The following is a 25,441-nucleotide window of genomic DNA, read 5'->3' on the forward strand; positions in this document are numbered from 1 at the left end:
ACTTTTAGTTAGTTCCCAGCCTCTTTCATCCACCTATCGATAGCTTCAATGTTTTAATTTATTTAGGAAAAGGGCTTGTTATTGAATTTACTATTATTATAATGGGGACATTATGAAGGGCTATATCAGTGCAATATACAATGCAAAGTTATATACTTAATTCATCTCAATTTTACATAGGGGAGACTAGCTTATGATAACAAATGAAAGAGAACAGCCAAAGACTACAATTGTGATTTTTGGTGCAACAGGAGATTTAGCGAAAAGAAAACTTTTCCCATCCTTATTTAATTTATATAAAAAAGGAAATATATCTGAAGATTTCGCTGTAGTTGGAGTTGCTAGGAGGGAATGGACTAACGAAATATTAAGGGAAAAGGTTTGTGAATCAATTGCAAACGTTGCTGAGTCAACAGATCAAGAAAGGGCGCAATTTGCTACACATTTTCACTACCTACCATTTGATGTAACTGGTAAAGAATCTTATAAGCAATTAAATGAGTTATTAACAGATTTAGAAACCGAATTTAAAATACCAGGAAACAGAATATTTTATATGGCCATGGCTCCTGAGTTTTTCGGAACAATTGCTTCTAATCTAAAAACAGAAGGTGTTACAGAGACAAATGGCTGGACAAGACTTGTCATTGAGAAACCGTTCGGACATAATCTAGAATCAGCAAAACAACTAAATAGCGAGATACGGGAAGCGTTTAATGAAGGTGATATTTATAGAATTGACCATTATCTTGGAAAGGAAATGGTTCAAAATATAGAAGTTATACGTTTTGCAAATGCCCTTTTTGAACCGTTGTGGAACAATCGCTATATTTCTAATATTCAAATTACCTCTAGTGAACATCTTGGAGTGGAAGATAGGGGAGGATATTATGAAAAATCAGGTGCATTAAGGGACATGGTTCAAAATCATATGCTACAAATGGTAAGTTTATTGGCAATGGATCCACCTATTCGCTTAACAACAGATGAAATAAGAAGTGAGAAAATAAAAGTCCTAAGAGCATTACGAACAATCGATGAAAGGGAAGTTAATCAATTCTTTGTTCGTGGACAATATGGTCCTGGGATAGTGAAAGAGACAGAGGTACCAGGTTATAGAAGTGAAAACAATGTTAATCCAAATTCAAGAACTGAAACTTTCGTAGCAGGTAAGCTAATGATTGATAACCATCGTTGGGCCGGTGTTCCATTTTATATCCGTACTGGAAAACGAATGAAGCTTAAATCGACGAAGATTGTAGTTCAATTTAAGGAACTACCAATGAATCTTTATTTTGATAAAAATAAAGATTATCTCCGTCCGAATTTACTAATTATTCATATACAACCAGATGAGGGTATTTCTCTTATATTAAATGGTAAAAAAGTTGGTCCAACTGGTGAAACAACTCCGGTAAAATTAGATTATAGTAATGATGGGGTTGATGCAGGAAATACACCTGAAGCATATGAAAGGTTATTATACGATTGTATGCTGGGTGATGCTGCGAACTTTACGCACTGGGACGAAGTGGATTTATCTTGGACATATGTCGATAAAATTTCAAAAGCGTGGGAGCTAAGCGATAAAAGTATCCCATTATATCCATCGGGAACAATGGGGCCAATTGAGTCAGAAGAATTATTAATAAAGGATGGATTTAAGTGGTGGCCAATTACAGATTAGTTTTTGTGAGAGGAGAGTTACGATGAAAGTTATTGATATTAGCACATCCGTTTACGAAGGAATGCCTGTATATAAAAATAAGCCTGAAAAACAACCTGAAATTACAACTGTAACTAATGGTCATGTTACTGAATCGAGAATCACTATGGATCTTCATACTGGAACGCATATAGATTCTCCGCTTCATATGATTAATGAGGGACCAGGATTTGAAACGGTAGAACTTGAAAAGTTAGTAGGACCATGCAAAGTATTTGATCTTACAAAGGTAAATGATGGAATAACTTCTGAAGATCTTGAGAAATTAGATATTCAAAATAATGATTTTGTTTTATTTAAAACAAAAAATTCATTTGATAAAGAATTTAATTTTGATTTTGTTTACTTAGAAGAAAGCGGGGCCAAATTCCTTACAGAAAAGAAAATCCGAGGAGTCGGAATAGATGCATTAGGAGTTGAAAGGAGTCAACCTGGTCACCCAACACATAAAACTTTATTTAATCATAATGTTATTGTAATAGAAGGACTAAGATTACAAGACGTTGCAGAAGGGGAGTACTTAATGGTAGCATCACCATTAAAACTTGTCGGGACAGACGCATCACCAGCAAGAGTATTGCTTATTGATGGTTTAAGCGTATAGTATAAATGAGGTTTTCCCATAAGAGGCTGGAACAACTCAGCTCGTTCAGGGAGAACCTCTTTATTTTCAGCTAAAAGCCTCTGTCTATTTGAGCTCCTTTTACTGTTGGTTGCGAGAAAAAAAGGCTATCCAAAGCGATATGCTTTTGGATAGCCTCATGTATGTTTATTCTTTTATTAATGGGTATACGCCGTTCTTATCATGTGTTTCTTTACCTGTGATAGGTGGATTAAATACACAAACCATACGCATATCAGTTTTAGCACGTAATAGATGTTCATCATGCTCATCTAACGCATAAATAGAATTTGCTGAGATAGGGTGTACTTTATTGTCTTTTAGTGTTTCTACTTCACCTTCACCTTCGATACAATATACTGCCTCAAGGTGATTTTGATACCAAATATGAGTTTCCGTTCCAGCTTTAATGATTGTATCATGTACAGAATATCCCATGCCATCTTTTGCTAAAAGAAGTCTGCGACTAGTCCAGTTCTCTCCTTTAACTTCTTGTTCTGTTCCAATGATATCTTCTAATTTTACTACTTTCATTTTGTTGTCCTCCTGAGTTTTAGTTAAGTTTTAGTTTCCTAGTTTATTAATTAATTCGTAACTAGTTCTTTTTTCTTAATGATCGTTTTAATACTATCTTCTATAATATTAAATCCTTTTTCTAAACCTTCCTCATCAATCGTTAGTGGAGGGAATAGTTTAAATACTTGATCATCAACACCTGAAGTTTCCATAATTAATCCTTTCTCAAACGCTACAGCTGCAATCTTTGCTGCAAGACCTTCTACTGGCGTTTCAATACCTTGCATGAAGCCACGGCCTTTCACTTTACCTTCAAGCTCTGGGTATTTTTTTACTAGTCCTTCTAAGAATTGAGTAATCATCTCAGACTTCTTCAAGATACTATTTTCAAACGACTTATCTTCCCAATAGGTTAGGGACTCTGTTGCTGTAACAAATGCGTGATTATTACCTCGGAATGTTCCATTATGTTCACCAGGGTTCCAAATATCCAATTCTGGTTTACATAGAGTTAATGCTAATGGGCTTCCAAAACCACCAATTGATTTTGACAAACAAATGATGTCTGGATTAATACCTGCTGGTTCAAAGGAGAAGAAAGTACCTGTACGACCAACGCCTGCTTGCACATCGTCAATGATTAACAAAATACCGTATTTATTACAAATCTTTTCTACTCTTTTTAGCCATTCATATCTAGCAGCATTAATTCCACCTTCACCTTGGACTGTCTCGAGAATCATTGCGGCTGGTAATTCAACACCACTGCCTCCATCTTCTAAGAAGCGTTCGAGATACTCCAGGGTGTCGAGGTCTTCATTTACAAAATTATCAAACGGCATTGTTACAACATTTTGTAACGGAATTCCAGCACCTTTACGTTTTGCGGAGTTACCAGTTACAGATAGTGATCCAATTGTCATACCATGAAAACCATTTGTAAAGCTAATAATATCTGTTCTTCCAGTTACTTTTCTAGCTAATTTCAGGGCACTTTCAACTGTATTAGTTCCAGTTGGCCCAGGGAACATTACTTTATATTCCATATCTCTTGGTTTTAAAATGACATCATTAAATTTTTTCAGAAACTCTGTTTTTGCTTTAGTAGCCATATCAAGTGAATGGGTAATACCATCATCCATAATGTATTCAACGAGTTTCTTCTTCATTTTTGGATCATTATGTCCATAGTTTAGAGCTCCTGCTCCAGCAAAAAAGTCTATATATTCCTTGCCATCCATATCCCACATTTTATGTCCGACAGCCTTTGTAAATACAGTAGGAAAACTCCTTACATAGCTTCTTACAGATGATTCAAGTTCCTCTATAATCTTCAAATTGTCATTTAACATTTTATCCCTCCGGTTTTATATAAAGCATTATGCTTAGTAATTCCATTGGTTTACTTGGTTAAAGGTCCGACACGATACATTAGTTCTGCTTCATGCTTGCCTTCTTCTGGAAAGAGATCTTCTGAGAAAAAGTCGTCAACTTTACATTCTGTATTATGATCTCTTGCTAGTCTTAAGAACAATGACTGTGAGGCAACATTAGTTGGAGTAACAGTAGCCTCTAAAAAACGTATGTTTTTACATTTTACTCTTGAGAGGAGATCATTCAACATTTTTGATGCAATACCTTTTCCCCGTTGAGACTCGTGAACGCCAACTTGCCATATAAAAATGACATCTGGGCGGTTTGGAGGAATAAAACCAGTAATAAACCCAACTAATTTATCCTCTTCTTTCGCAACAACACATGTATCTGAAAAAAATTCACACATCATTATATACTTATACGGAGAATTTTGATCGAGTGTTGATTGGTTCACTAAATCCCACATATCAGATCCATCACTAGTGGTTGGTTCTGAGAATGTCACAACTTTTTGCAATGTTTCAGTATTATTAGTCATTTGATTTTCCCACCTTGAAAATCAAGCAAATTTTTATTTAGAATAAAAAATCCGCCTCCTTTAATTTTCTACAACAACTATTACGAACATAATTAATGTTAATAAGAAATGAACTTTTTATCAAATCGATTTAAACTCCATTAATAGTTGTATATTGGTTAATACTACCTTCACCTTGAGATAAGCTTAATATGTTATTTATTACTCCTGTATTGTTATGTTTTCTGCCAATTAAAACAAAAGCGACAAAATAATCGGAATTTCTACTATTGTTTTATAAAAATAATTATTTAAAAAATTAAGAAGAATGTATACAAGTTGTAATTTCATTCAATAAATAGATGAAAATAGGTGTAAATGAGAGGGGAGAGGGTTTATTAAAAAGAAAAAGAGGAGCATCTTATTTTGGAACAAGATACTCCTCCTATTTTAAAAAACTAATTATCTAACCAATTTGTATGGAATGTGCCTTCTTTATCAATTCTTTTATAAGTATGTGCACCAAAGTAATCCCTTTGAGCCTGTAATAAGTTTGCAGGAAGTCTTTCTAAACGATAACTGTCGTAATAAGAGAGTGCCCCAGAGAAAGCTGGTACTGGAATACCCCGTTGAACTGCAAGGGTAATTACATCCCTTAGTGCTTGCTGGTAGTTATCTGCAATGTCTTTAAAATATGGATCTAAGAGTAAATTTGCTAAGTCTGGATTATTCTCATAGGCTTTTTTTATGTTTTGGAGAAAACCTGCACGAATAATGCATCCACCTCTAAAAATCATAGCGATATTGCCATACTGTAAATTCCATTCATATTCATCCGATGCTGCTTTTAATTGCGCAAATCCTTGGGCATAAGAACAAATCTTACTTAAATAAAGCGCTTGTCTAATTGATTCAATAATTTCTTTTTTGTTTTCTACTTCTGGTTTAACTTCAGGTCCTGAAAGAATCTTACTTGCGGCCACCCTTTCTGTTTTTAAGGCAGATAAGAATCGAGCAAATACTGACTCTGTAATAATTGGTAGGGGAACACCTAAATCAAGGGCACTTTGGCTTGTCCACTTTCCAGTTCCTTTTTGTCCAGCAGTATCTAAAATAACATCAACGAGTGGTTTTCCTGTATCAGCGTCAGTCTTAGTGAAAATATCGGCAGTTATTTCAATCAAATAACTATCAAGTTCGCCTTTATTCCATTCTGCAAAAATCGTATGTAGTTCTTCAGCAGTCAAGCCTAAGGCATGTTTCATAATAAAATATGCTTCACAAATTAGTTGCATGTCACCATACTCTATGCCATTGTGCACCATTTTAACATAATGTCCTGCTCCATCAGGTCCGATATAAGTACAGCATGGGTCACCATTTACCTTTGCAGAGATATCTTTCAACATAGGTTCCACTAGCTCGTAAGCTTCCTGTTGTCCACCAGGCATGATGGATGGCCCTTTTAGTGCGCCTTCTTCTCCCCCTGAAACACCAGTTCCGATAAAATTAATGCCTTTTTCTGATAAGTATTTATTACGTCTGATTGTATCTTTAAAAAATGTATTTCCACCATCAATTAGAATATCGTCTTTATCTAAATAAGGAAGGAGAGAGTCGATTGCTTTATCAGTAACCTCACCAGCTTGAACCATCAACATAATTTTACGAGGAACCTCAAGTGAGTTTACAAATTCCTCTATTGTATATGTTCCAACTACATTTTTCCCATCATTAGTATTCACAATCTCTCTTACACGATCAGCTGAAATGTCGTATAGGGAAACTGAGTAGCCTTTACTCTCAAAATTCAGCGCTAAACTCTTTCCCATCACACCTACACCTAAAACCCCAATATGTTGTTTAACCATCACGTTACATCCCTTCTATCTATTAAAAAATTTTACTATTGATATTACTATACACATTTTATCTTTAGTTTGCATGGTTCAAGTCATTATTATTATAAACTTTCCGGGGGAGAGCCGGCTGTCATTTAATCAATCACGGATTTAGGTAGAATATTACAACATAAAGCATAGGGAGAGTAATCATAGATAATATAGTTGTGATGGAAACACCGAATGCTGCAAATGCTGAGTCCGCTCCATATTTTTCTGCAAATATGGCTGTAGTGGGAGCAGATGGCATGCCAGAAACTAATACAGCAACAACAAATACTTCAAAATGAAGAGATGGGAAAAATATAAATGGGATAAGTAGTAAAGGAACAAGGATAAGCTTAGTAAAGGAAGCGATCCAAATATACTTATTTAATAATAATGATAAAAGCTTTTTCCATGGGAGTTGCCCTATGATACTTCCAATCAAAAGCATGGATAGGGGGATCGTAGTCATTCCAATACTCTCTAGTGTCTCTCCTACTATAAAAGGCAAGCTAATAGGTAATGCTATAATGATTAATCCAATGAATGTAGCCAATAGTCCAGGAGTTAATATAGCTTGTTTAATCGAGATCCGGTTGTTCGGTGCCACTAAGAAAATGCCATATGTCCAAATTAGAAGTAAGTAGAATATATTAAAAATAGCGACGTAAAATACACCACTCTCACCTAAGAGCATAAAGATGATGGCATATCCAATAAAGCCTTGATTTCCAAATACCATCAATGATTGGTATACACCTTTGCGTTCATTATCAAGACCACTATACTTAGCAAATTGATATGCTAAAATACATGCTCCAAATAGAGCGAAAGCGGATAAAAAGAGTAACCAAAGTATGTCTACTCTCAGTGAGTTGTTCATAGGAAAATCCATTGAAGAAAGAATTAGGGCAGGTAAAGTGATGTACATAACAATTTGTGTAAGAACTTTATTGGAATGAACATCCAGTATGCCAATAGCTTTAGCAATAAAGCCTATAATTGCAATTAAATATAGTATTAACATTTCTTGCGTGAAATCTAATATAGGCATTTGCATCACCCTTGATTACTTTATGCACTCACGAAATAAGTGTTAATGCTCATAGTAATTCATCGTTAGTTTTCTAACACTACATAAAAAATGATCAAATTTTTTATACTAAATGTAGTTGTAAAATAATTCGAAATTGGGGATAAAAATGACATTAATAAGACTAGGTTATGTAGCAATGAGTGTGGAACTAAAAAATAGTTCTCCGTCCCAGACAATGACTTATAATCAATTTGAAAAAATAAGTGATCGTAACATGGCCATGAAGAAGCTAGAACGAATTGCAGAGTCAAACCTTAAGAATTGTTTAAGGTTATTAAAGCATAATCTTGCCCACGATATTTATTTTTTTCGGTTTAGTTCTAAACTGATTCCACTTGCTACACATGAAGAATTAATTGATTGGAAATATATGAGGGCAATCAAAAGTGACTTAATAGCACTTGGTGAATTTATTGAGAAACATCAGATGAGAGTGGACTTTCACCCAGATCATTTTGTCATATTAAACTCAACAAAAGAAGATATTCTTAAAGCATCATTAAACAATTTAAAGTTATTCTATTATCTCCTCAAAGGGATGGGCCTGAATCCTGAACAGCGGTGTGTGATGCATGTAGGTGGGGGGTATAAGGATAAAGAAACAGCATTAGAAAATTTTATAGAAAACTGGTCAAACATACAAAGACAAATTCAACAGATGATCATGCTAGAAAATGATGACAAAACATTCACGTTAAAAGATACTTTATATATATGTGAAAAATTAGGTGTTCCATTAGTATTTGATTATCATCATCATCTAGCAAATAACGATGGTGAAGATTGGACCAGTGAATGGGATAGGGTTGTTAATACATGGAATAACACAACCTTTCCTATAAAAATGCATATATCTAGTCCTAAAAGCGAGAGTCAGTTTAGATATCATGCAGATTACGTTGATCCTCAGATGTTCCTGAAGTTTTTGAAGGAAATAGACGGTTCTATCCCACAAATTGACTGTATGATTGAAGCAAAACAAAAGGACCATGCACTTTTTCGTTTAATGAGAGATTTGGAGGCGACGGGCGCAATTGAAAAAATTGATGGGGCATCATTTACTTTAAAGTAAGTCTCCCTGGCAATAGATCTTGTTGGAAACAAACGTCGGTTTACTCGCTTTCATGCAAGGTACAAGTGTGACATCTGCTCATACTTCGCAGTGTCTTCTTTGCTGTGGAGAGCCGGCAAGCCGCTTCGAGCTACGCTCTGCAGGGGCTTGCCCTTCCTCCTTTTCCACAGGAGTCTGCATTGGTGATCCTCAATCGAGCCGGCTTTGTACTATTAATCTAACAAGTAGTTTGGTTTAATAAATATACAAACGATGATTTGGAGGTGTTAATAGATGAAGATATCAAGAGATGCTTATGAATTTCTTTTACAACTTTTAGAAAAGCAAAAAGGTAATAAAACATTTCGTATTGGATTTAATGAAAAAAGCACATGAGGTGCATCTAAATTTAACATAACTCTGGATGAGTTAAAAGAGAGTGATAACAAAGTCAATGTAAATCAATTATGTTTTCTTTTATCTAACGATGTTAAAAGGAAAATTGATAGTCTTTATATCGTGCTCCAAGATGGGAAACTGAGATTATTAGATAATAAGGAGGAAGATTAATATAGATAGAGTGGAATCTATAGCCATTTACATGATTATTTGAAACTTCTGTTAGTGCTGTTCGTATATAAAAGAAATCAAATAACACCACTAAAGGAGGGTTATAATTGAGATGGAAATATAATGTTTTATATATGATACTTCTACTCTATACATTTCTCCTTTTTTCAGCATGTAGTTTTCTTGATAAAGGGGACCCTGAAATATTAGGACAAGAAGTCATAACTTTGTATTCTGAAGGAGAGTTTGAAAATGCCTATAAAAACTATTTCTCTAATAGCTGGAAAGATGCGAATACACCTGAGGAGATGGAGTCTGAGTGGACAGATCACACTTCCGAAATGGGTGATTTTATAGGTGTTAATGAACTGATATCGAAGGAAAGCGTTAATTCTTCATATGTAGTAGAAGTTGCTGTGGAATATACAGACATCATTTTTGATGTCCGTCTTATTATGAATAAAGACTACAAAATTACTAATCTACATATGGATCAAGGTATTGTAAATGCAGTAATGCCAGATAGCATTATAGAAGAAGAAGTTAAGATTGGTGAAGGTACAGAGTTTGAGCTTATGGGAACATTAACATTACCCAATAATTCCGATGTTTCATTTCCAGTTGCAGTTATTGTTCACGGATCAGGTCCTATTGACAGAGATGGAACAGCTTATTCTTATAAGGCATATAGAGATATAGCTTGGGGATTAGCTGGTAGGGGAGTAGGAGTATTAAGGTACGATAAACGAACGTATGTTTATGGTGGTTTGATGCATGAGCAAGGGCTAACAAGTATTACTATAAGGGAAGAAGTAATTGATGATGCCTTAGCTGCCTTAGATCTCTTAAAGAACGATAGTAGGATCGATTCAGAGCAGTTATATCTTATTGGTCACAGTTTAGGAGGAATGCTAGCTCCTAAGATTTCCTTAGAATATGATAATTTATCAGGAATGATTATGATGGCAGGATCGCCACGTTCTTTATGGGACATTATTTACGATCAAAATATAAATATTTTAAATACAGGGATTTATGATGAGGAAGAGCGTGAAATTCTTCGTGAACAACTTGAATTGGAACGTGAAAAAAGCATAGTACTTTTAGAGGAGGCTAAGGAAGAGAAGTTAATGAATGAAACCATCTTTGGGCTTCCTGCAACATATATGTATGATTTAGAACAATATAAGCCCAGTGAGATAGTAGATGATTTAAAAATACCAATGTTTGTGTTACAAGGGGAGGATGACTTCCAAGTACTTAAGGAAGCTGATTTCAATAAATGGCAGAGTTTATTAGGAGAAAATGAACTAGCAACATTGAAAAGTTATCCTGGGCTTAATCATTTTTTTATAGAGTATGATGGCTTAGGAAAAGGTACGATAGAAGAATATGATATTCCTAATACCGTTGATGAAGAAGTGATTAATGATATTTCTCAATGGATTCTAAAATAGGAGGAGTAATATGAAGAAGCTGTTTTTTTTAGTAATATTGATAGTTCTAATGTTAGTATTTACCGCTTGTAATGATGAAAACAATGAAAATAATGAAAATAATGATGGTCACAGGGAAACTGCTGGTGAATTTCTACAACTTGTTACAAGTGAGGAATTTGATGAAGCTGTATCCTATTTTGATGAAACAATGTCAGATGGATTATCTAGTGCGGAGTTAAGTGAAATCTGGGATTTGCTCTTGATACAAGCTGGGGCATTTATTGATTATGAATATAATCGAACAGAGGAAATAGACGATTTAAAGCGAGTTGTCTATACGGGATTGTTTGAAGCTACAGAGGTTACATTTTTAGTAGTTGTCGATGAAGATCAAAAGGTAGCAGGTTTTTTTATACAATAAGAACGCTCACGATGGCAATTGAAAATGTTACTAGTAATTGAATGAGCGGGAAGCGAATGGACTGAAACGATAACCAACACAAGATTTGTAATTTCACGGTAGACAGTAAAAAAGACTGCTGGGAGATCCCAACAGTCTTAGTGCTTTGAAGAGGATTTGATCAAGCCAAGCTCTAAAGCTTTTTTAGTTTATTTTGCAAATACATGGTTTCCAATTGTTATCGTGTGCTGGCGTGTTGCGTTCCAATGATTGGTTGCTGTAGTCGGATTATAGAAGAACAATGATCCATTACCTTGTCCACGAAAAGCGATAGCTTCGGCAACGGCTTTCTTCGCAGACTCTGTTGGTGTTTGGTTAATTGTGCCAGTATGAACCGGTGTAAATTGACCTGGATCATGAATAACCCCATTAATTGTGTTAGGAAAAAGCTCGCTATCTACTCTATTTAAAATAACGGTAGCAACTGCTACTTGCCCTGCATAAGGTTCTCCCTTTGCTTCAGCTGTAACTAATTGCTCCATTAAATGACGCTCTTGGCTACTGATAGGGTTTGGAATCGTCAGTGTATTACCAATGAATATTGTATATCCCCTTAAGCCATTAGCATCTTTTATTTGATTGACAGAAACACCATAGTGTTGTGCAATGTTCCATAGTGTATCACCAGATTTTATGTTATGAACTGAAGAAGAAGCCTCAGCGGACATATTTACAGTGAAAATAAGTGATAAACTTAATGTTAATGTTAAAAGTAATTTTCGCATCGTATAACCTCCAAATAAATTTATTAAGTTATCCTTGCATGCATACTAGATTAACAGGTTTATAGATTCTCTTCATTAGGGGATAATTGGAAGTATTTGATAAATAAGTAAAGCTTAAATAATCTGTTCATTAAAAAATATGGTTGAGCTTTTGAACTGATTAAATAAATCAAAAAATAATGATTTGTTCAAAAAATGTGATGAGTATGTTATCATTTGAACAAACATACTATGAAAATATGTAACTAAATAAACAAAGGAGTTTGATCAATGTCAGCCGATTTAGAGGTCATACAGACACTAGCAGAAAGAGTTAAGGAAAATATTAATCGTGTTATTGTAGGAAAAGAAGAAACAGTGGACCAGCTTCTTGTTGCTATCATAACATCAGGCCACGTACTTTTAGAGGATGTACCTGGTACTGGGAAAACATTAATGGCTAAATCATTATCCAAATCATTAGATTCTAGTTTTAAAAGAATCCAATTTACTCCGGACCTTTTACCAACTGATGTAAGCGGTATCAATTTTTATAATCAAAAAAAAGCTGAGTTTGAATTTCGCCCAGGTCCTATATTTGCCAATATTGTTTTGGCAGATGAGATTAATCGAGCAACGCCAAGGACTCAGTCGGTCCTTTTAGAGTGTATGGAAGAAAGGCAAGTCACGATAGATGGTGACACAAGGTCATTAAATCGTCCATTCTTAGTTATAGCCACACAGAACCCAGTGGAAAGCCAGGGAACATTTCCATTACCTGAAGCGCAGTTAGACCGGTTCTTGTTAAAACTTAGTGTTGGATATCCTTCAAAGGAAGAAGGACTAGAAATACTAAAACGTTTTAAACAAAAGAGTCCATTAGAAGAGCTATCTGCTGTTGCAACGAACGAGGAAATTATCAATGCGCAAAATAGTTATTCATATGTCCATGTTAGTGAGGAGTTATTGAATTATATGATGGACATTATACATGAAACACGAAATCACCCTGATGTCGAATTAGGTGTTAGCCCCCGTGGTAGTCAAGCATTGCTAAAGGCAGTGCAGGCCTATGCAATTATCCAAGGTAGATCATATGTTATTCCAGATGATATAAAAGCGATGGCAAATCCTGTGTTAGCTCATCGTCTAGTCCTTAATCATACGTCCAGATTCCAAGAAAATCAGAATGAAAAGATTATTGAGAGTGTATTAAATAATGTAACAGTGCCTTCTGAGGAGGAAGTATTGAAAGGGATTGACAAATAAATGGCAGTCCATTGGTTGATTGTTGTTACGATTATAATGGTTTTCTTCCAGGCGTATTTATTTAAAAAATGGGGACTTGCTGGAGTAAGCTATAATAGATATTTTACGCAAAATGCTGTTTTTGAAGGTAATGATACTGAAATGGTGGAGGAAATTGTAAATAGAAAACTGTTACCAATTCCTTGGCTAAGGCTTGAGTCTAAAATGAGTTCACACTTATCATTTAATAAACAAGCTTCTCTAGCAGTGCTAGGTGATCAATTTCATAGAAGTTTTTTTAGCTTAATGGCTTTTCAAAAAATTCGTCGTAGACATAAGCTTACTTGTAGAAAAAGAGGCTATTACCAATTGCGAACGGCATCAATTTCAGTTGGAGATCCATTTGGCATAGACCAGAAGAGTAAAACAGTGAACCTTAACTCGGACTTAATTGTTTATCCTAAGTTGCTTCCAATTGATAATATTCTGTTACCAACCAACAGCTGGCAGGGCGATATTATTGTCCGTCGCTGGATTATGGATGATCCTTTTGTTTTCGCAGGAGTAAGGGATTATACATATGGAGATACAATGAAGTCCGTAAACTGGAGTGCAACAGCTCGTACAGGAAGATTACAAGTGAGCAAAAATGATTATACAGCGGACCATAAAATTATGATTTATCTTAATTTTGATGAAACAGAAGATATTTGGAAATCCATTAAAGATGAGGACCTATTTGAGAAAGGGATATCCTATGCTGCTTCGATTGCGGAGTACACGATTTCTAAAGGAATTCCTACAGGGTTTGGGTGCAACGCATATATAGACGATCCCCTAGAAAGATTAAAGAAAAGGAAAGACTCTATTAGGATAGAAGGTAAGAATGGTAAAGGTCATCTCATGTACATTCTAGAAACAATGGCTATGTTAAGAATAGATCGTAGCATGAATTTTAATCATTTCTTACAGGAGGACGTCGAGAGGAAGAGAAGAGATACTGATATTTTACTCATCACAACCTTTGTCAGTGAGACGATGGAAAAGCATATTCGAACGTTAAGGGTCTTAGGGAATTCCATTGAGATAGTAGATTTAAATCAATTTAAAACAAGAGAGACTATAAACCAGGACGGTCCATCAGTAGGTGAGCAACATGGCTAAAAAAACAATTCAAATATTATCAAACTGGCTTCAAGGTTGTATAGAATGGTTATGTGTTGCACCTTTATTGTTGGTGTTAGGTATTTTCCTTATTCCTAATGACATCATTATAATGTGGCTGGGTTATTTTCCTTTAATGATCCTAATTGGATTATTGTTAAGAAGTGTTTTTAACAATAATAAACGATCATTATTTATTGTAGTCGTCCTAATAATTAACATAGTCATTTCATTCCTTTTGTTGGCAAGTTACCCATTAACTATTCTCACCACAATATTAGGTCTATTCTTTTCAGTAAGAGGTGGACTTTACGCCTACCGAGCAGAAGATGACTTATTTTCAATTTCCTATTTGTGGTTGAGTATCGTGCTATATTTTATATCATATTTTGTGTTCAGTTTTGTAGATATGTTTCACGCATATACTAGTCTACTCACATGGCTGGGTGTTGTTGTAGTTTTTATAACATTATTTAAATCGAATAGTTCTCACATTCAAGATGAAACAAAAATTGATGGTAAAAAATCTAAATTAAATGCTCAACTGAAGTGGAAAAACAGAGTTTTTATCGGCATAACGATTGGGATAATCTTATTAATAATGAACTTTAGTATTGTACAGAATTTATTTCAAGGTGTTATTAACGTTATTCGTTACTTATTTGAATGGTTATCATCATTAGTAAGTTTAAGGGAGGGTGCCGAGGAACATACTCCACCTCCTCAAGAATCAATTCCCTTTTTACCTGGTGATGAGGAGGTTGTGGAAAGTACTAGTATATTTGAATATATTTTAATTGGTCTTGGTTATATCCTTTTGGCACTAGCGATTGTGTTCTTTACGTACTTCTTATTTAAATTGCTTAAAAAACTATTTAGGTTCATATTTACATCAGTTAAGAATCTTATAGATAAATTGCTACTAAGAATGGAACATGATGATAATTCACAAACATATATCGATGAAAAAGAGAGTGTAATAGATTGGAAGGATTGGCGATCTGAGTTAACTAACAATGCAAAGGATCGTTTCAACAGCCTCGTACAAAGGAAAGAAAAGTGGAGTAAATTAAAAAATAATGAGGAGAAAGTCCGTTACTTATATCGTGAGCTTTTAAATAATCAAATGAAGCTTGGCTATGACTTAAAACGATACAATACACCAAATGAAACGTTAAGAGACTTTAATAATAAGGGTATATTAGAGGGGGAGGATGCAGAATTATTTGCTGAATCGTACAGTCAGGCAAAATACAGTAAAGACCAAATCAACGATAATGTAGTAGAACGCTTAAAGGTCGTTACAGGGAAGAAGAAAAAATAAATTATGTTAACACTATCTTTTTGGTTTTATATATGGTATATTTAAGACACTTATTGTTGTTCGGTATTTGATTGAAGGAAGAAAAAGCTATTTTAGTAATTTCACCTTGAATGAATATGTAGAGCAAAAATTAGTAATACAAAGTGGCACAGCCGCACAGGAGGCAATAACATGGTACAAGGTACAGTTAAATGGTTTAACGCTGAAAAAGGATTTGGATTCATCGAAGTAGAAGGACAAGACGATGTATTCGTACACTTCTCTGCAATTCAAGGTGAAGGATTCAAAACTTTAGAAGAAGGCCAAACAGTTAATTTTGAAATCGAGCAAGGTCAACGTGGACCACAAGCTGCTAACGTTCAAAAATAATTGGATTAAAAAGATTCCTCTCGAGGGATCTTTTTTATTTTATATACAAACAACTGACATATTGAGGTGATATCCCCATGGATCATAAGATTATTGAGCGGTTAAGTAAAATAGAAAAATACAATAAGATACATATCCTTTATGCTTGTGATTCTGGAAGTCATACATGGGGAGTTTCTTCTACTTCAAGTGATTTTGATGTACGTTTTATTTATGTACATCCTATGGAGCATTACTTAAAGATCGATGATATGAAAAATGATGTGGTTGAATCTCCCATAACTGAGGGTATAGAGTTAGTAGGGTGGGATCTTAGGAAATCACTTAGACTTCTAAGGAAATCAAATCCAACACTTTTGGAATGGTTAAACACTGATATTATATATTATGAAAATGAAAAGTTTAGCCAACATATGAAAAAGATGAGTCAAGACTGTTTTTCAAACAAAGCAACCCTTCACCATTATGTAAATATGGCAAGTAGAAATTATAAACCACTATATGAAAATGCCGCAACAATAAAGCAGTACTTAAACGTTTTAAGACCTCTACTTATGTGTATGTGGATTTACGAGCATAACAAGTTTCCTTCAACATTATCAATTCCTTTATTAGTTGATATGCTGATTAATGAAAAAAAAGAAAATAAACATTTAAATAAGATAATACATGAATTAATTAACAATAAACAACATAATAAAAAAATGTTGGAGTCAATCTACAGTGATGATCTTAATAACTTCTTTGAGGAACAAATTACGTTCCATAAGCAATTTGTTCAATCATTACCAAAAATGACTAAACCAATGTACCATACTTCTCAATTGGACCATTTTTTTCGGTTTGTTCTTAATGAAATATGAGTTTATCCCTAAGGATGTTTCTCTTTACTCATGGTCCCTTTGTCCGTTAAGATAAGGAATACAAACTATTTAAAGGGTGGAGATGCGTGCAAAAAAAAGTTTTAGTATTTACTAGTATAGGATTACTGACCATACTCCTTGGAGGCATAGCATTGGGGGCAAATACTTTTTTCAGTAGCGAGACTACTTGGGAAGTTCACGAAACACCAGAAGAGGCAGGTTGGTCCTCAGAAAAACTTCGACAAGCAAGGAGATATTACGATTCATTACATTCAACTGCAGCGATGGCAGTTTATAATGGGAAAGTGCTATTTGCTTGGGGGGACGTAACAAAGAATACAAATGCTCATTCCATTCGGAAAAGCTTTTTAAATTCTTTGTATGGTATTCATGTGGAAGAGGATCACATACAGTTAGAAGATACGTTAGAAAAATTAGGTATATATGATTTTCCCGATTTAACATACGAAGAAAAGCAAGCAAAAGTGAAACATCTCCTTTCATCGCAATCTGGTGTATTTCATAAAGCTGGAGAAGAATCTTGGACAATGAGAAGAAATCGTCCATTACCTGGTACTCACCCTCCTGGGTCTTACTTTTATTACAACAATTGGGATTTTAATGTACTAGGAACAGTATTCAATCAAGAAACAGAAAAAGATTTATTTGAAGAATTTAAAAAGCAAATCGCCAATCCAATAGGAATGGAAGATTTTTCATTAGACCACACACAATATAAGTATGAGGTAAGAAGATCGATCCATCCTTCATACTTGTTTCAAGTTTCTGCTCGAGATATGGCAAGGTTTGGACAACTCTTTCTTCAAAACGGGGAGTGGGATGGTGAGCAGATCATTCCTGAATCATGGATAGAAGAAAGTCTAAAGGTACATGCTGATGTACCTGGAAATAATGTATATGATTACGGTTATTTATGGTGGGTAGCCACATCCGGTCCCTTCAGTGATTTAGGTATGTATTCCGCTGTTGGGAGGTATGGGCAATCCATAGATATTATTCCAGAACTAAACTTAGTTTTTGTTCATAGAGTGGATTCTACTAGTTCTACTTTAGGATTAAGAAGAAGTGTTGCCCAAGCACAAAGGTTGAGATTACTGGAAATGGTTATTGATGCTATTGTAGACGACCATGAAAAAACACCACAAAACTTTTAGTATCCCTTGTAACACGTTGGTGTTCGCTTCAGTTTTGTTTTTTGAGGTATTAAAAAGAGGTGTCTCATTTATTTGAGACACCTCTTTAAACTTGATCTAACTACTTTTTGACAAGGATCCGTGAGCTGGAGTTCGTGCTGGTTCTTGTTTTAAAGTAGGTTTAGTTGAAGTACCTATTCCCACTTTACCAACGAGGTACTGTCCGTATTTCCACTTATTCATATAATGGATGGTTGCAACGGATAAGAAGGTACTAAATAAAAACAACAATACAATATATAAAAAGCCAAAGATTTTTGGATAGTATAGTTGGTAAACATAATCGATAACATTCATATAGAACATGTGTAGCAAGTAAATTCCAAACGAGTACTGACTAATTGAAACAAGGGTACTTGGAATGTTTCGTATTAATCGAACCATGTAGAACATAAATAGAGTTATAGCAGTTGTGTGAAAAATCATATCGACACGCTTTGAACTGTGTTCAATTAATATATTATTATGGTACAAGAATAGTAGTGTAAAAGTAGAGACGACTGGTGCCGTAATAATCCAAACTTTATATTTATCAAGAAAAACTATAAACTTTTCATAATAAAATCCGCAATAGAAACCTAAAGTAAAATAGAAGGCCCAACCTAAAAATGGTACCCAGAAAAAACGATCCCAAATATAATCTCCAAAAGGAATATTTAGAGCTGTAGTAAAGTTAAAAATTGAGAGGTATCCAAATGTAATTAAGAAAGAAATCCCTAATACTAATTGTGGTTTAGCTCTCTTAAGTGTTTTATACAATAATAAATGTAAAAAATAGAATTGGAAGATAATTAATACAAAATACCCGTGGAAATCCCCAATCACAGCATTTAGTAAAAACTTTATTCCCCAATCACTAAAACTAGTCATATATGGAATGGAGTAAAAGAATGCCATGAATAAAAACGGAAGGAAAATCCACTTGAAACGTTTTTTTAAGAAATTATCAGGTATTGGCTTGTTTCGGTATGAATAAGCTATTAAAAATTCAGAGATGAATATAAACATTGGCGTCCCAAAATAAAGGAACACATTTATTGAATCGAATAAAACCGCTGTATTCGCCCCAATATTCTCAGCTGGAATAGCTTCAAGACCAATTCCAATGGCATGCAAAAAAACAATACTCAAACAAGCAATGCTCCGCATGATAAATATTTCATTTATTAAAGATGATTTCATCATATATCAATCCACCAAAATGTTATTTTTAAAGGCTATGTTAAACTAATAAACTCATTGTCATTTTATCTAATAATTGGAGATTATTCAAAGTTTGTATAGATCTCTTAATTACATATTTCATTACAAGAAAATCGTTAATTTATAAGGGGTTTACAGCTTATATTTATGATTAATGAAGATAAAATCAACCGACAATGGTTTATTTTCGTAAATGTTATACTTTTTCCCACATTTTAAGAGATTTGCACCAAAGTGTTATTGAATTAATTAATTGTTTGGGATAAGCAAGCATGGCAGTCTAAAAAACATAGTGATTAATTTATATTTAAATAACAATAAAACTGCATTCTAAAATTTTTTCCATGATCCACCACAAGCTAACTTTAAAGAAACCCTATCTTGTAAACAATGAAAACCCTTTCGCCATCGCAACTTTTAAAAATTAAAAATAGCTTAACGAATTAATGCGTTAGATTATCTGACAACTTTGTTGTTTCAGAAAATTAGCAAAGTATAATAACAATTAACACAAGATGTTAACTACTTTAACACAGAAAGGGAGAGGTTAGAATGGAAATAGCTTTAATGGATAACTTGTGGGTCATCATTGGTACATTTTTAGTTTTACTTATGTTAGGAGGATTTATCTTATTAGAGGCTGGATCTACTAGGATGAAAAACGCTGGTCACATTGCTGGTAAAACAATTTTCACCGTTGGTATTGGCGCTTTAGTTTTCTGGGCAGTAGGTTGGGGATTCATCTACGGAGAAGGGAACTTATTAATTGGTTTATCTGACTTCTTCTATGGAGATGCATCATTTGATGGAGAAGGATTAGCTCCAGCTGTTGATTTTATGTTCCAAATGATGTTCGCTTTAATTGCAATGACAATTATGTTTGGTGGTTTTGCTGAAAGGGCGAAATTATCTGCTTATGTATTATTTGCAGTCATATTCTCTGCAGTTATTTATCCAGTTGTTGCTCACTGGACTTGGGGTGATGGATGGTTAGCTGAACTAGGAAAACAAGACTTTGCTGGTTCCACTGTAGTTCACTTAACTGGTGCAATGGCTGCATTGGCCGCAACAATTATTTTAAAACCACGTATTGGTAAATTTAATAAAGATGGTTCTGCCAATGATCTTGCTGGACATAACCAAGTTTACACAGCATTAGGTGTATTGTTACTTTGGGTAGGTTGGTTTGGATTTAACGGTGCTAGTACATTTGAAGTTGATGGAGCGTTTTTCGGATTTGTTATTCTTAATACACAATTAGCTGCTGCAGCTGGTGCAGTTGCTGCAATGGCAACAGTATATTTACTAACAGGTAAAGCAGACGTACCAACGACATTAAATGGTGCATTAGCAGGTCTAGTTGCAATCACGGCTCCTGCTGGGTTCGTAGAACCTTGGGCAGCAGTAGTAATCGGTTTAGTCGGCGGTATCATGGTAGTATTCAGTATGAAATTGTTTGACAGAGCAAAAATTGATGATCCAATCTTTGCACTATCAGTCCATGGTACTGTAGGTGTTTGGGGTACAATCGCGTGTGGTTTATTTGCAACAGAAGCATTTTCTACAGGTGTAGGCTGGGGAGCTCCTGGATTATTCTACGGAGGTGGATTTGGTCAACTAGGTGTTCAAGTTTTAGGTGTCGTAGCAAGTGGACTTTACGCTTTCGTAGCAGCCTTTATCATCTTGAAAATTCTTGACAAAGTTCTGGGAGGACTTCGTGTATCTGAAGAAGAAGAGATTGTTGGTTTAGATATTAGTGAACATGGTAGCTATGGTTATCCAGAGAATATGCCAACAAAAGATGATTCTAAAGGAGCTTAATATTTTTTAAGCCGCTAATACGGGGAGACGGAAATGTGAATACTTATTCTGAATTAAAAACATGGCGTAATTCAGTTATCAAAAAAGTGTCAACTGACCATTACAAGCTTAATAGTTTTCATGATGAATTAATGATTAAATCGATCCGTATCGCCATTCGTAAAGTTGAAAGTGAGTGGGGGACACCCCCTACTCGCTTTGCTTTCATTGTAATGGGAAGTGCAGGGAGATTTGAGCAATTAAAATGGAGTGATCAGGATCATGGCATTATTTTTGAGGGTAGTATAAACCAACCATATTATAAATTATTAGGTGCGGAAATATCGAAAGCATTGACTGAAGTAGGATATGAACCATGTGATGGAAAAGTGATGGCTTCAAATGTACAATGGTGTAAATCTATTGAAGAATGGAAGGAACAGATAGAAAAATGGTTGAATAAAGAAAAGTGGGAAACCTTAAGGAATTTTTCCATCTTCTTTGATTCTCGTGTACTCATTGGAGAAGCTGATTTTCTAAGGGATTTAAAAAGAGGTGCATTTAGATTGCTGCAGGAAAATCCGCATCTATATTTTAGATTATATGAGAATGTCGCTAAGCTCCCGAAACCTTTAGGAGTATTTGGACAGTTTTTAACTGAACAACGTGGTGAGTTTGCTGGGATGATTAATATAAAGGAAAACATTGTTTTTCCATATGTTAATTCACTTCGCTTGTTGGCTTATATAGAAGAAATATATACTCCTTCTACATTAGAACGCTTTGAAAGCTTATCTCCATCATTTGATAATATATTAAAGTATAAATCAAGTTTTCAGTCTTTACAAAATTTCCGTATCAAAGCTAGTGAGAAAGCCGTTAGTTACAGTAAGATCCACCATATAGATATAAAAAAACTAAAGGGGTCAGAAAAGAACGAATTAAAAATGATTGCTAATAATGCCAGAAGGTTATTTTATGAAACCAAAAAAATAATAGAAGATAGGTGTCGATAAAATGAATCCGATGGTTCAATTCTTGAAACAATTGACTGATCGGGTGAGTCCTTCTGCTTATACTAGTATGAATCAATCTGATGCAAAGACTATTGCTTACATTCGTCAACTACAACGTGAAATGAAAAAGGAAGATGTATTAGAGATTCCTTTCGAAGACTTGAATGTAACAATTTTTGATTTAGAAACAACTGGATTCTATCCTAGTCGAGGGGATAAGATACTTTCTGTTGGAGCAGTAAAGGTTAATGGAGCATGTATAAGCGAAGAGAAACCGTTCTATTCCCTCATTTATGGAGAGGAACAGCCACCAGAAACGATTGTGGAATTAACGGGCATTAGTAAAGATATGCTTCAACATGCACCGCTCATTGGGAATGTACTCGAAGACTTCTTTCATTATATTCAGAGAGATACTCTTGTCGCTCACCATGCAGGTCATGAAAGAAATTTTATGCAATATTACTGTAAAGCTGTACTCAAAACAGGATTTGAGCATCGAATTGTAGATACTACATTTTTAACAAAAATAGTTGAGCCAACTCAATCACTTATAACATTAGATGACTGCTGTTCTTATTACGGTATAGATATTAAAAAAAGGCATCATGCCCTTTACGATGCAATGGCAACAGCTGAATTATGGGTAGAAAGCGTAAAGAAAATTCAAAGTTTAGGATTTAAGCACTTAAGAGACGTGTATTCACACCTCGCAAAAAATAAGTGATTTGAAAGAGGGTGGTAATGATTGTCAAAATTCCACATACATTAGCTGTCTTTCCAATAAGTATTGTCCAAAAAATTACAGAATTGTCTGCACGACAAATACGCTATTATGAGGAACAAGGTCTCATTGCCCCTGGTAGAAATAAAGGAAATCAACGGATATTCTCTTTACAGGATATCGAGAGATTATTAGAAATTAAATCCTTAATTGATCAAGGTGTTAATATTGCAGGTATCCATGCTATCTATTCAAAAAAAAAGAAAGATAATAATATAGAAGGAAAGTGATTCAGTTGTTATACATCTTTGTATAACAGCTTTTTTATGTAAAAAGGGAGATATAGTAAAGCGAACATGAGAATGGCTATAGCCTCAAGTGATAATATGTACCACGGATATGGGCCAAGCCAATCGAGAATACTCTGTCCTGATGGCTTTCTAGCTAAAAACATATAATTTGAGCCTATTGCTTGGTTAACCCAGAATACAAAAAATGCAAAAATATTTAGTATCACAAAAGACTTAATAGCTGATATCCAAGTTACATGAAATTTATTAACCCAAATCATATATAAAATAGCGAGTATAATGACAATATGTGCAATAAAAAAATGAAAAAATCGAAAATGAGGAAACGTGTAAAATAAATCAGGTGTAAGTAATGCTTGCAATGCACCACCTATACCAAAGAAATAAATAATTTCAAAGACTCGATAGGATTTCATTAGAAGCATATATGCTGATAACAATAAATTTATAGTACAAAGTTGTAATGGTAAATTATACATTATATCCCATCTATCAAAATAAAGCGTCCATGTTAATAAAGAAATTTCCGATAGGACTAAAGCAGCAAAGAAAACCCACCTTATTCTTCTCATATAAGGTTTATTCCGATGAGTAAATAGCCAAATAACAGACAAGAGAAAAATCACTAAAAATGTTAAATGTCCTGGAGACAAAAACAATTGAAAATTCCTGCTAGATTCTGGATTGAATATCTGTTCAATCATAGTTACACCTCTAATTTAACAGACTTAAACTTCTATTGTGCAAAACAGTTTCACTCTTCTTATTCAATATTACGCTATAAAAATCCTGTTACCAGTTGCAAGCTCTTTCATCAGTAGTAGCATATTCATATCAATATATTTAATCCAATGGGTAAATCTCCATAATTTTACTGCCATAAAATCCAAAAAGTTGGACATTTTAATTATTATAGGTGGTGAAAAGAATGGAACTATTTACCCATTTTAAGGTGAAAAAGATGGAAAAAGGGTATGAAATCTATTTATTTCCCAATACTAGTGATGTTGAATTCTCAAAAGAATTAGGATCATTAGATTCTGAAAAAGGAGATAAAATGGAGAGTAAAGCTTTGAATTACATAAAAAATAAGTTTCCTAATGTTAAAGTGAAAGCAGTTAAAGTCACTGCAAGTGCCATTGTAATTACAACTATTGGTTTCTCTGGTTTAATGCCTAGTCAAACGGAAGCTGCAGCATCAGGAAATACTGTTCAAGCACAGACAAGTGCAAATACTACTTATAGAGTAGTCGCTGGGGATAATTTATGGAGAATTGCAAATCAACATGGTGTCTCAGTTGATCAATTACGTCAAGCAAATCAATTAAGAACAGACGTTCTTCAAATTGGACAAACTTTAAATATACCAAATAGTGGTGGGAACGTTTCTACAATGGCACGCTCTTCCTATACTGTATCTGCAGGGGATACGCTTTGGAATATTGCAAGCCGATTTGGTTTAACAGTAAATGAATTAAGAAATATGAACCAATTACAGACAGATGTACTACAAATAGGACAAGTTTTACAAGTTTCTAGAAGCGATGCTGGACAGTCTGGTAATACTCAAACAACAAATCAAAAAACACATACTGTTGTAGCAGGAGAGACACTTTGGCGAATTGCAACTCAAAATGGTGTTACAGTAAATGAATTAAAACAGGCCAATCAATTAAATTCCGATCAATTACGAATTGGACAAACTATCATTGTTCCACAAAACTCTAGTCCGTCAAATAACACAAGACATCAACAAGTAGCTTCAATAAATCAAGAAGCATTAGAATGGCTTGCTAAGATGATTTATGCTGAAGCAAGAGGGGAACCTCTAGAAGGACAAATTGCAGTAGGAGCTGTGATCATGAACCGAGTTAACAGTAGTTTATTTCCTAATACAGTAAGAGAGGTTTTATTCGAAAGAAGTAATGGGGTCTTTCAGTTTACTCCTGTATCAAATGGAAGTATAAACACTGCTGTTCCTAATGATGTGAATATGGAGGCTGCTATTAGGGCTGCGAATGGGGAAGACCCAACTAATGGTTCATTATTCTTTTATAACCCGGCAAAAACAGGTGATTCATGGATAAGGACGCGTCAAGTTTCTACAACCATTGGAAACCATGTATTTGCTTACTAGCGAGCCTTTTAACAATATGACAGGATAAAATATTAATTCTAATTAAAAATCAAGATATATCTTTATAAAGTGATAATATTGATTTTGGCACATATAATTAGCAC

23 protein-coding genes and 1 pseudogene are annotated in these 25,441 nt (G+C 34.5%); 16 read left to right on the plus strand and 8 right to left on the minus strand.

Annotation, left to right across the window (positions count from 1 at the left end; all coding sequences use genetic code 11):
• Window positions 1-193: 193 nt before the first annotated feature.
• Together zwf and BW724_RS10945 are read left to right on the plus strand one after the other, a co-directional pair.
• Window positions 194-1,687: a glucose-6-phosphate dehydrogenase gene (gene zwf / locus BW724_RS10940; RefSeq protein ID WP_088075256.1), complete on the plus strand. Its 1,494-nt coding sequence runs from the start codon at window positions 194-196 to the stop codon at window positions 1,685-1,687.
• Between the two features lie 22 nt (window positions 1,688-1,709).
• On the plus strand, window positions 1,710-2,330 hold the full coding sequence (locus BW724_RS10945) for a cyclase family protein (RefSeq protein ID WP_088075257.1): 621 nt from the start codon (window positions 1,710-1,712) through the stop codon (window positions 2,328-2,330).
• A gap of 165 nt (window positions 2,331-2,495) precedes the next feature.
• Here BW724_RS10945 and BW724_RS10950 read toward each other — a convergent pair whose 3' ends face one another.
• The 5 genes from BW724_RS10950 to BW724_RS10970 form a co-directional block, all read right to left on the minus strand.
• Entirely contained in the window at window positions 2,496-2,882 is a 387-nt protein-coding gene (locus BW724_RS10950; RefSeq protein ID WP_088075258.1) for an ectoine synthase, read from the minus strand.
• Between the two features lie 50 nt (window positions 2,883-2,932).
• The gene (gene ectB, locus BW724_RS10955) at window positions 2,933-4,216 is read right to left on the minus strand and encodes a diaminobutyrate--2-oxoglutarate transaminase (RefSeq protein WP_088075259.1); all 1,284 of its coding nucleotides are present in this window, start codon (window positions 4,214-4,216) and stop codon (window positions 2,933-2,935) included.
• A gap of 50 nt (window positions 4,217-4,266) precedes the next feature.
• The gene (gene ectA, locus BW724_RS10960; protein WP_088075260.1) at window positions 4,267-4,779 is read right to left on the minus strand and encodes a diaminobutyrate acetyltransferase; all 513 of its coding nucleotides are present in this window, start codon (window positions 4,777-4,779) and stop codon (window positions 4,267-4,269) included.
• A gap of 437 nt (window positions 4,780-5,216) precedes the next feature.
• The gene (gndA, locus tag BW724_RS10965; RefSeq protein ID WP_088075261.1) at window positions 5,217-6,629 is read right to left on the minus strand and encodes an NADP-dependent phosphogluconate dehydrogenase; all 1,413 of its coding nucleotides are present in this window, start codon (window positions 6,627-6,629) and stop codon (window positions 5,217-5,219) included.
• 133 nt (window positions 6,630-6,762) lie between these two features.
• On the minus strand, window positions 6,763-7,698 hold the full coding sequence (locus BW724_RS10970; RefSeq protein WP_176371379.1) for an AEC family transporter: 936 nt from the start codon (window positions 7,696-7,698) through the stop codon (window positions 6,763-6,765).
• Window positions 7,699-7,846: 148 nt separating this feature from the next.
• On the opposite strand from BW724_RS10970, the gene uvsE reads away from it, so the two are divergent.
• The 3 genes from uvsE (at window position 7,847) to BW724_RS10985 (ending at window position 11,221) form a co-directional block, all read left to right on the plus strand.
• On the plus strand, window positions 7,847-8,812 hold the full coding sequence (gene uvsE / locus BW724_RS10975) for a UV DNA damage repair endonuclease UvsE (RefSeq protein WP_088075263.1): 966 nt from the start codon (window positions 7,847-7,849) through the stop codon (window positions 8,810-8,812).
• Between the two features lie 656 nt (window positions 8,813-9,468).
• Entirely contained in the window at window positions 9,469-10,818 is a 1,350-nt protein-coding gene (locus BW724_RS10980; protein WP_088075264.1) for an alpha/beta hydrolase, read from the plus strand.
• A gap of 10 nt (window positions 10,819-10,828) precedes the next feature.
• Window positions 10,829-11,221 carry a DUF3887 domain-containing protein gene (locus tag BW724_RS10985; protein WP_088075265.1) on the plus strand — a complete coding sequence of 131 codons (393 nt, stop codon included), beginning with the start codon at window positions 10,829-10,831 and terminating at the stop codon, window positions 11,219-11,221.
• A 188-nt stretch (window positions 11,222-11,409) separates the two neighbouring features.
• On the opposite strand, the gene BW724_RS10990 is transcribed toward BW724_RS10985, so the two are convergent.
• Complete coding sequence (locus BW724_RS10990; protein WP_088075266.1) at window positions 11,410-11,985, minus strand: cell wall hydrolase; 576 nt, start codon at window positions 11,983-11,985, stop codon at window positions 11,410-11,412.
• Window positions 11,986-12,255: 270 nt separating this feature from the next.
• On the opposite strand from BW724_RS10990, the gene BW724_RS10995 reads away from it, so the two are divergent.
• From BW724_RS10995 to BW724_RS11020, 6 genes are all read left to right on the plus strand, one after another.
• Window positions 12,256-13,233, plus strand: coding sequence for an AAA family ATPase (locus BW724_RS10995; RefSeq protein WP_088075267.1), 978 nt, complete (start codon window positions 12,256-12,258; stop codon window positions 13,231-13,233).
• Window positions 13,234-14,376: a DUF58 domain-containing protein gene (locus BW724_RS11000; protein ID WP_088075268.1), complete on the plus strand. Its 1,143-nt coding sequence runs from the start codon at window positions 13,234-13,236 to the stop codon at window positions 14,374-14,376.
• Window positions 14,369-15,700 (plus strand): hypothetical protein, encoded by a 1,332-nt coding sequence (locus tag BW724_RS11005; protein WP_088075269.1) that lies wholly within the window; start codon window positions 14,369-14,371, stop codon window positions 15,698-15,700. The genes BW724_RS11000 and BW724_RS11005 overlap by 8 nt, the downstream gene beginning before the upstream one ends.
• 171 nt (window positions 15,701-15,871) lie before the next feature.
• Window positions 15,872-16,069, plus strand: a complete 198-nt coding sequence (locus BW724_RS11010; protein ID WP_088075270.1) for a cold-shock protein — start codon at window positions 15,872-15,874, stop codon at window positions 16,067-16,069.
• 77 nt (window positions 16,070-16,146) lie between these two features.
• The gene (locus tag BW724_RS11015; protein WP_088075271.1) at window positions 16,147-16,932 is read left to right on the plus strand and encodes a nucleotidyltransferase domain-containing protein; all 786 of its coding nucleotides are present in this window, start codon (window positions 16,147-16,149) and stop codon (window positions 16,930-16,932) included.
• 86 nt (window positions 16,933-17,018) lie between these two features.
• Window positions 17,019-18,107, plus strand: coding sequence for a serine hydrolase domain-containing protein (locus BW724_RS11020; RefSeq protein ID WP_088075272.1), 1,089 nt, complete (start codon window positions 17,019-17,021; stop codon window positions 18,105-18,107).
• Window positions 18,108-18,203: 96 nt separating this feature from the next.
• On the opposite strand, the gene BW724_RS11025 is transcribed toward BW724_RS11020, so the two are convergent.
• Window positions 18,204-19,331 (minus strand): acyltransferase family protein, encoded by a 1,128-nt coding sequence (locus BW724_RS11025; RefSeq protein WP_088075273.1) that lies wholly within the window; start codon window positions 19,329-19,331, stop codon window positions 18,204-18,206.
• A gap of 570 nt (window positions 19,332-19,901) precedes the next feature.
• Here BW724_RS11025 and BW724_RS11030 point away from each other — a divergent pair.
• The 4 genes and pseudogenes from BW724_RS11030 to BW724_RS11045 all read left to right on the plus strand — a co-directional run.
• Window positions 19,902-21,170, plus strand: coding sequence for an ammonium transporter (locus BW724_RS11030; RefSeq protein ID WP_088075274.1), 1,269 nt, complete (start codon window positions 19,902-19,904; stop codon window positions 21,168-21,170).
• A 35-nt stretch (window positions 21,171-21,205) separates the two neighbouring features.
• The gene (locus BW724_RS11035; RefSeq protein ID WP_088075275.1) at window positions 21,206-22,165 is read left to right on the plus strand and encodes a DUF294 nucleotidyltransferase-like domain-containing protein; all 960 of its coding nucleotides are present in this window, start codon (window positions 21,206-21,208) and stop codon (window positions 22,163-22,165) included.
• 1 nt (window position 22,166) lies between these two features.
• On the plus strand, window positions 22,167-22,892 hold the full coding sequence (locus tag BW724_RS11040) for an exonuclease domain-containing protein (protein WP_088075276.1): 726 nt from the start codon (window positions 22,167-22,169) through the stop codon (window positions 22,890-22,892).
• A 17-nt stretch (window positions 22,893-22,909) separates the two neighbouring features.
• Window positions 22,910-23,161: pseudogene (locus BW724_RS11045) on the plus strand (MerR family transcriptional regulator); the annotation flags it as partial.
• Between the two features lie 26 nt (window positions 23,162-23,187).
• Here BW724_RS11045 and BW724_RS11050 read toward each other — a convergent pair.
• Window positions 23,188-23,904 carry a YwaF family protein gene (locus BW724_RS11050; RefSeq protein WP_088075278.1) on the minus strand — a complete coding sequence of 239 codons (717 nt, stop codon included), beginning with the start codon at window positions 23,902-23,904 and terminating at the stop codon, window positions 23,188-23,190.
• 224 nt (window positions 23,905-24,128) lie between these two features.
• On the opposite strand from BW724_RS11050, the gene BW724_RS11055 reads away from it, so the two are divergent.
• The gene (locus BW724_RS11055; protein WP_088075279.1) at window positions 24,129-25,337 is read left to right on the plus strand and encodes a LysM peptidoglycan-binding domain-containing protein; all 1,209 of its coding nucleotides are present in this window, start codon (window positions 24,129-24,131) and stop codon (window positions 25,335-25,337) included.
• Window positions 25,338-25,441: the final 104 nt, after the last annotated feature.

The organism is Litchfieldia alkalitelluris, assembly GCF_002153425.1.
Classification (GTDB): Bacteria; Bacillota; Bacilli; order Bacillales; family Salisediminibacteriaceae; genus Evansella; species Evansella alkalicola.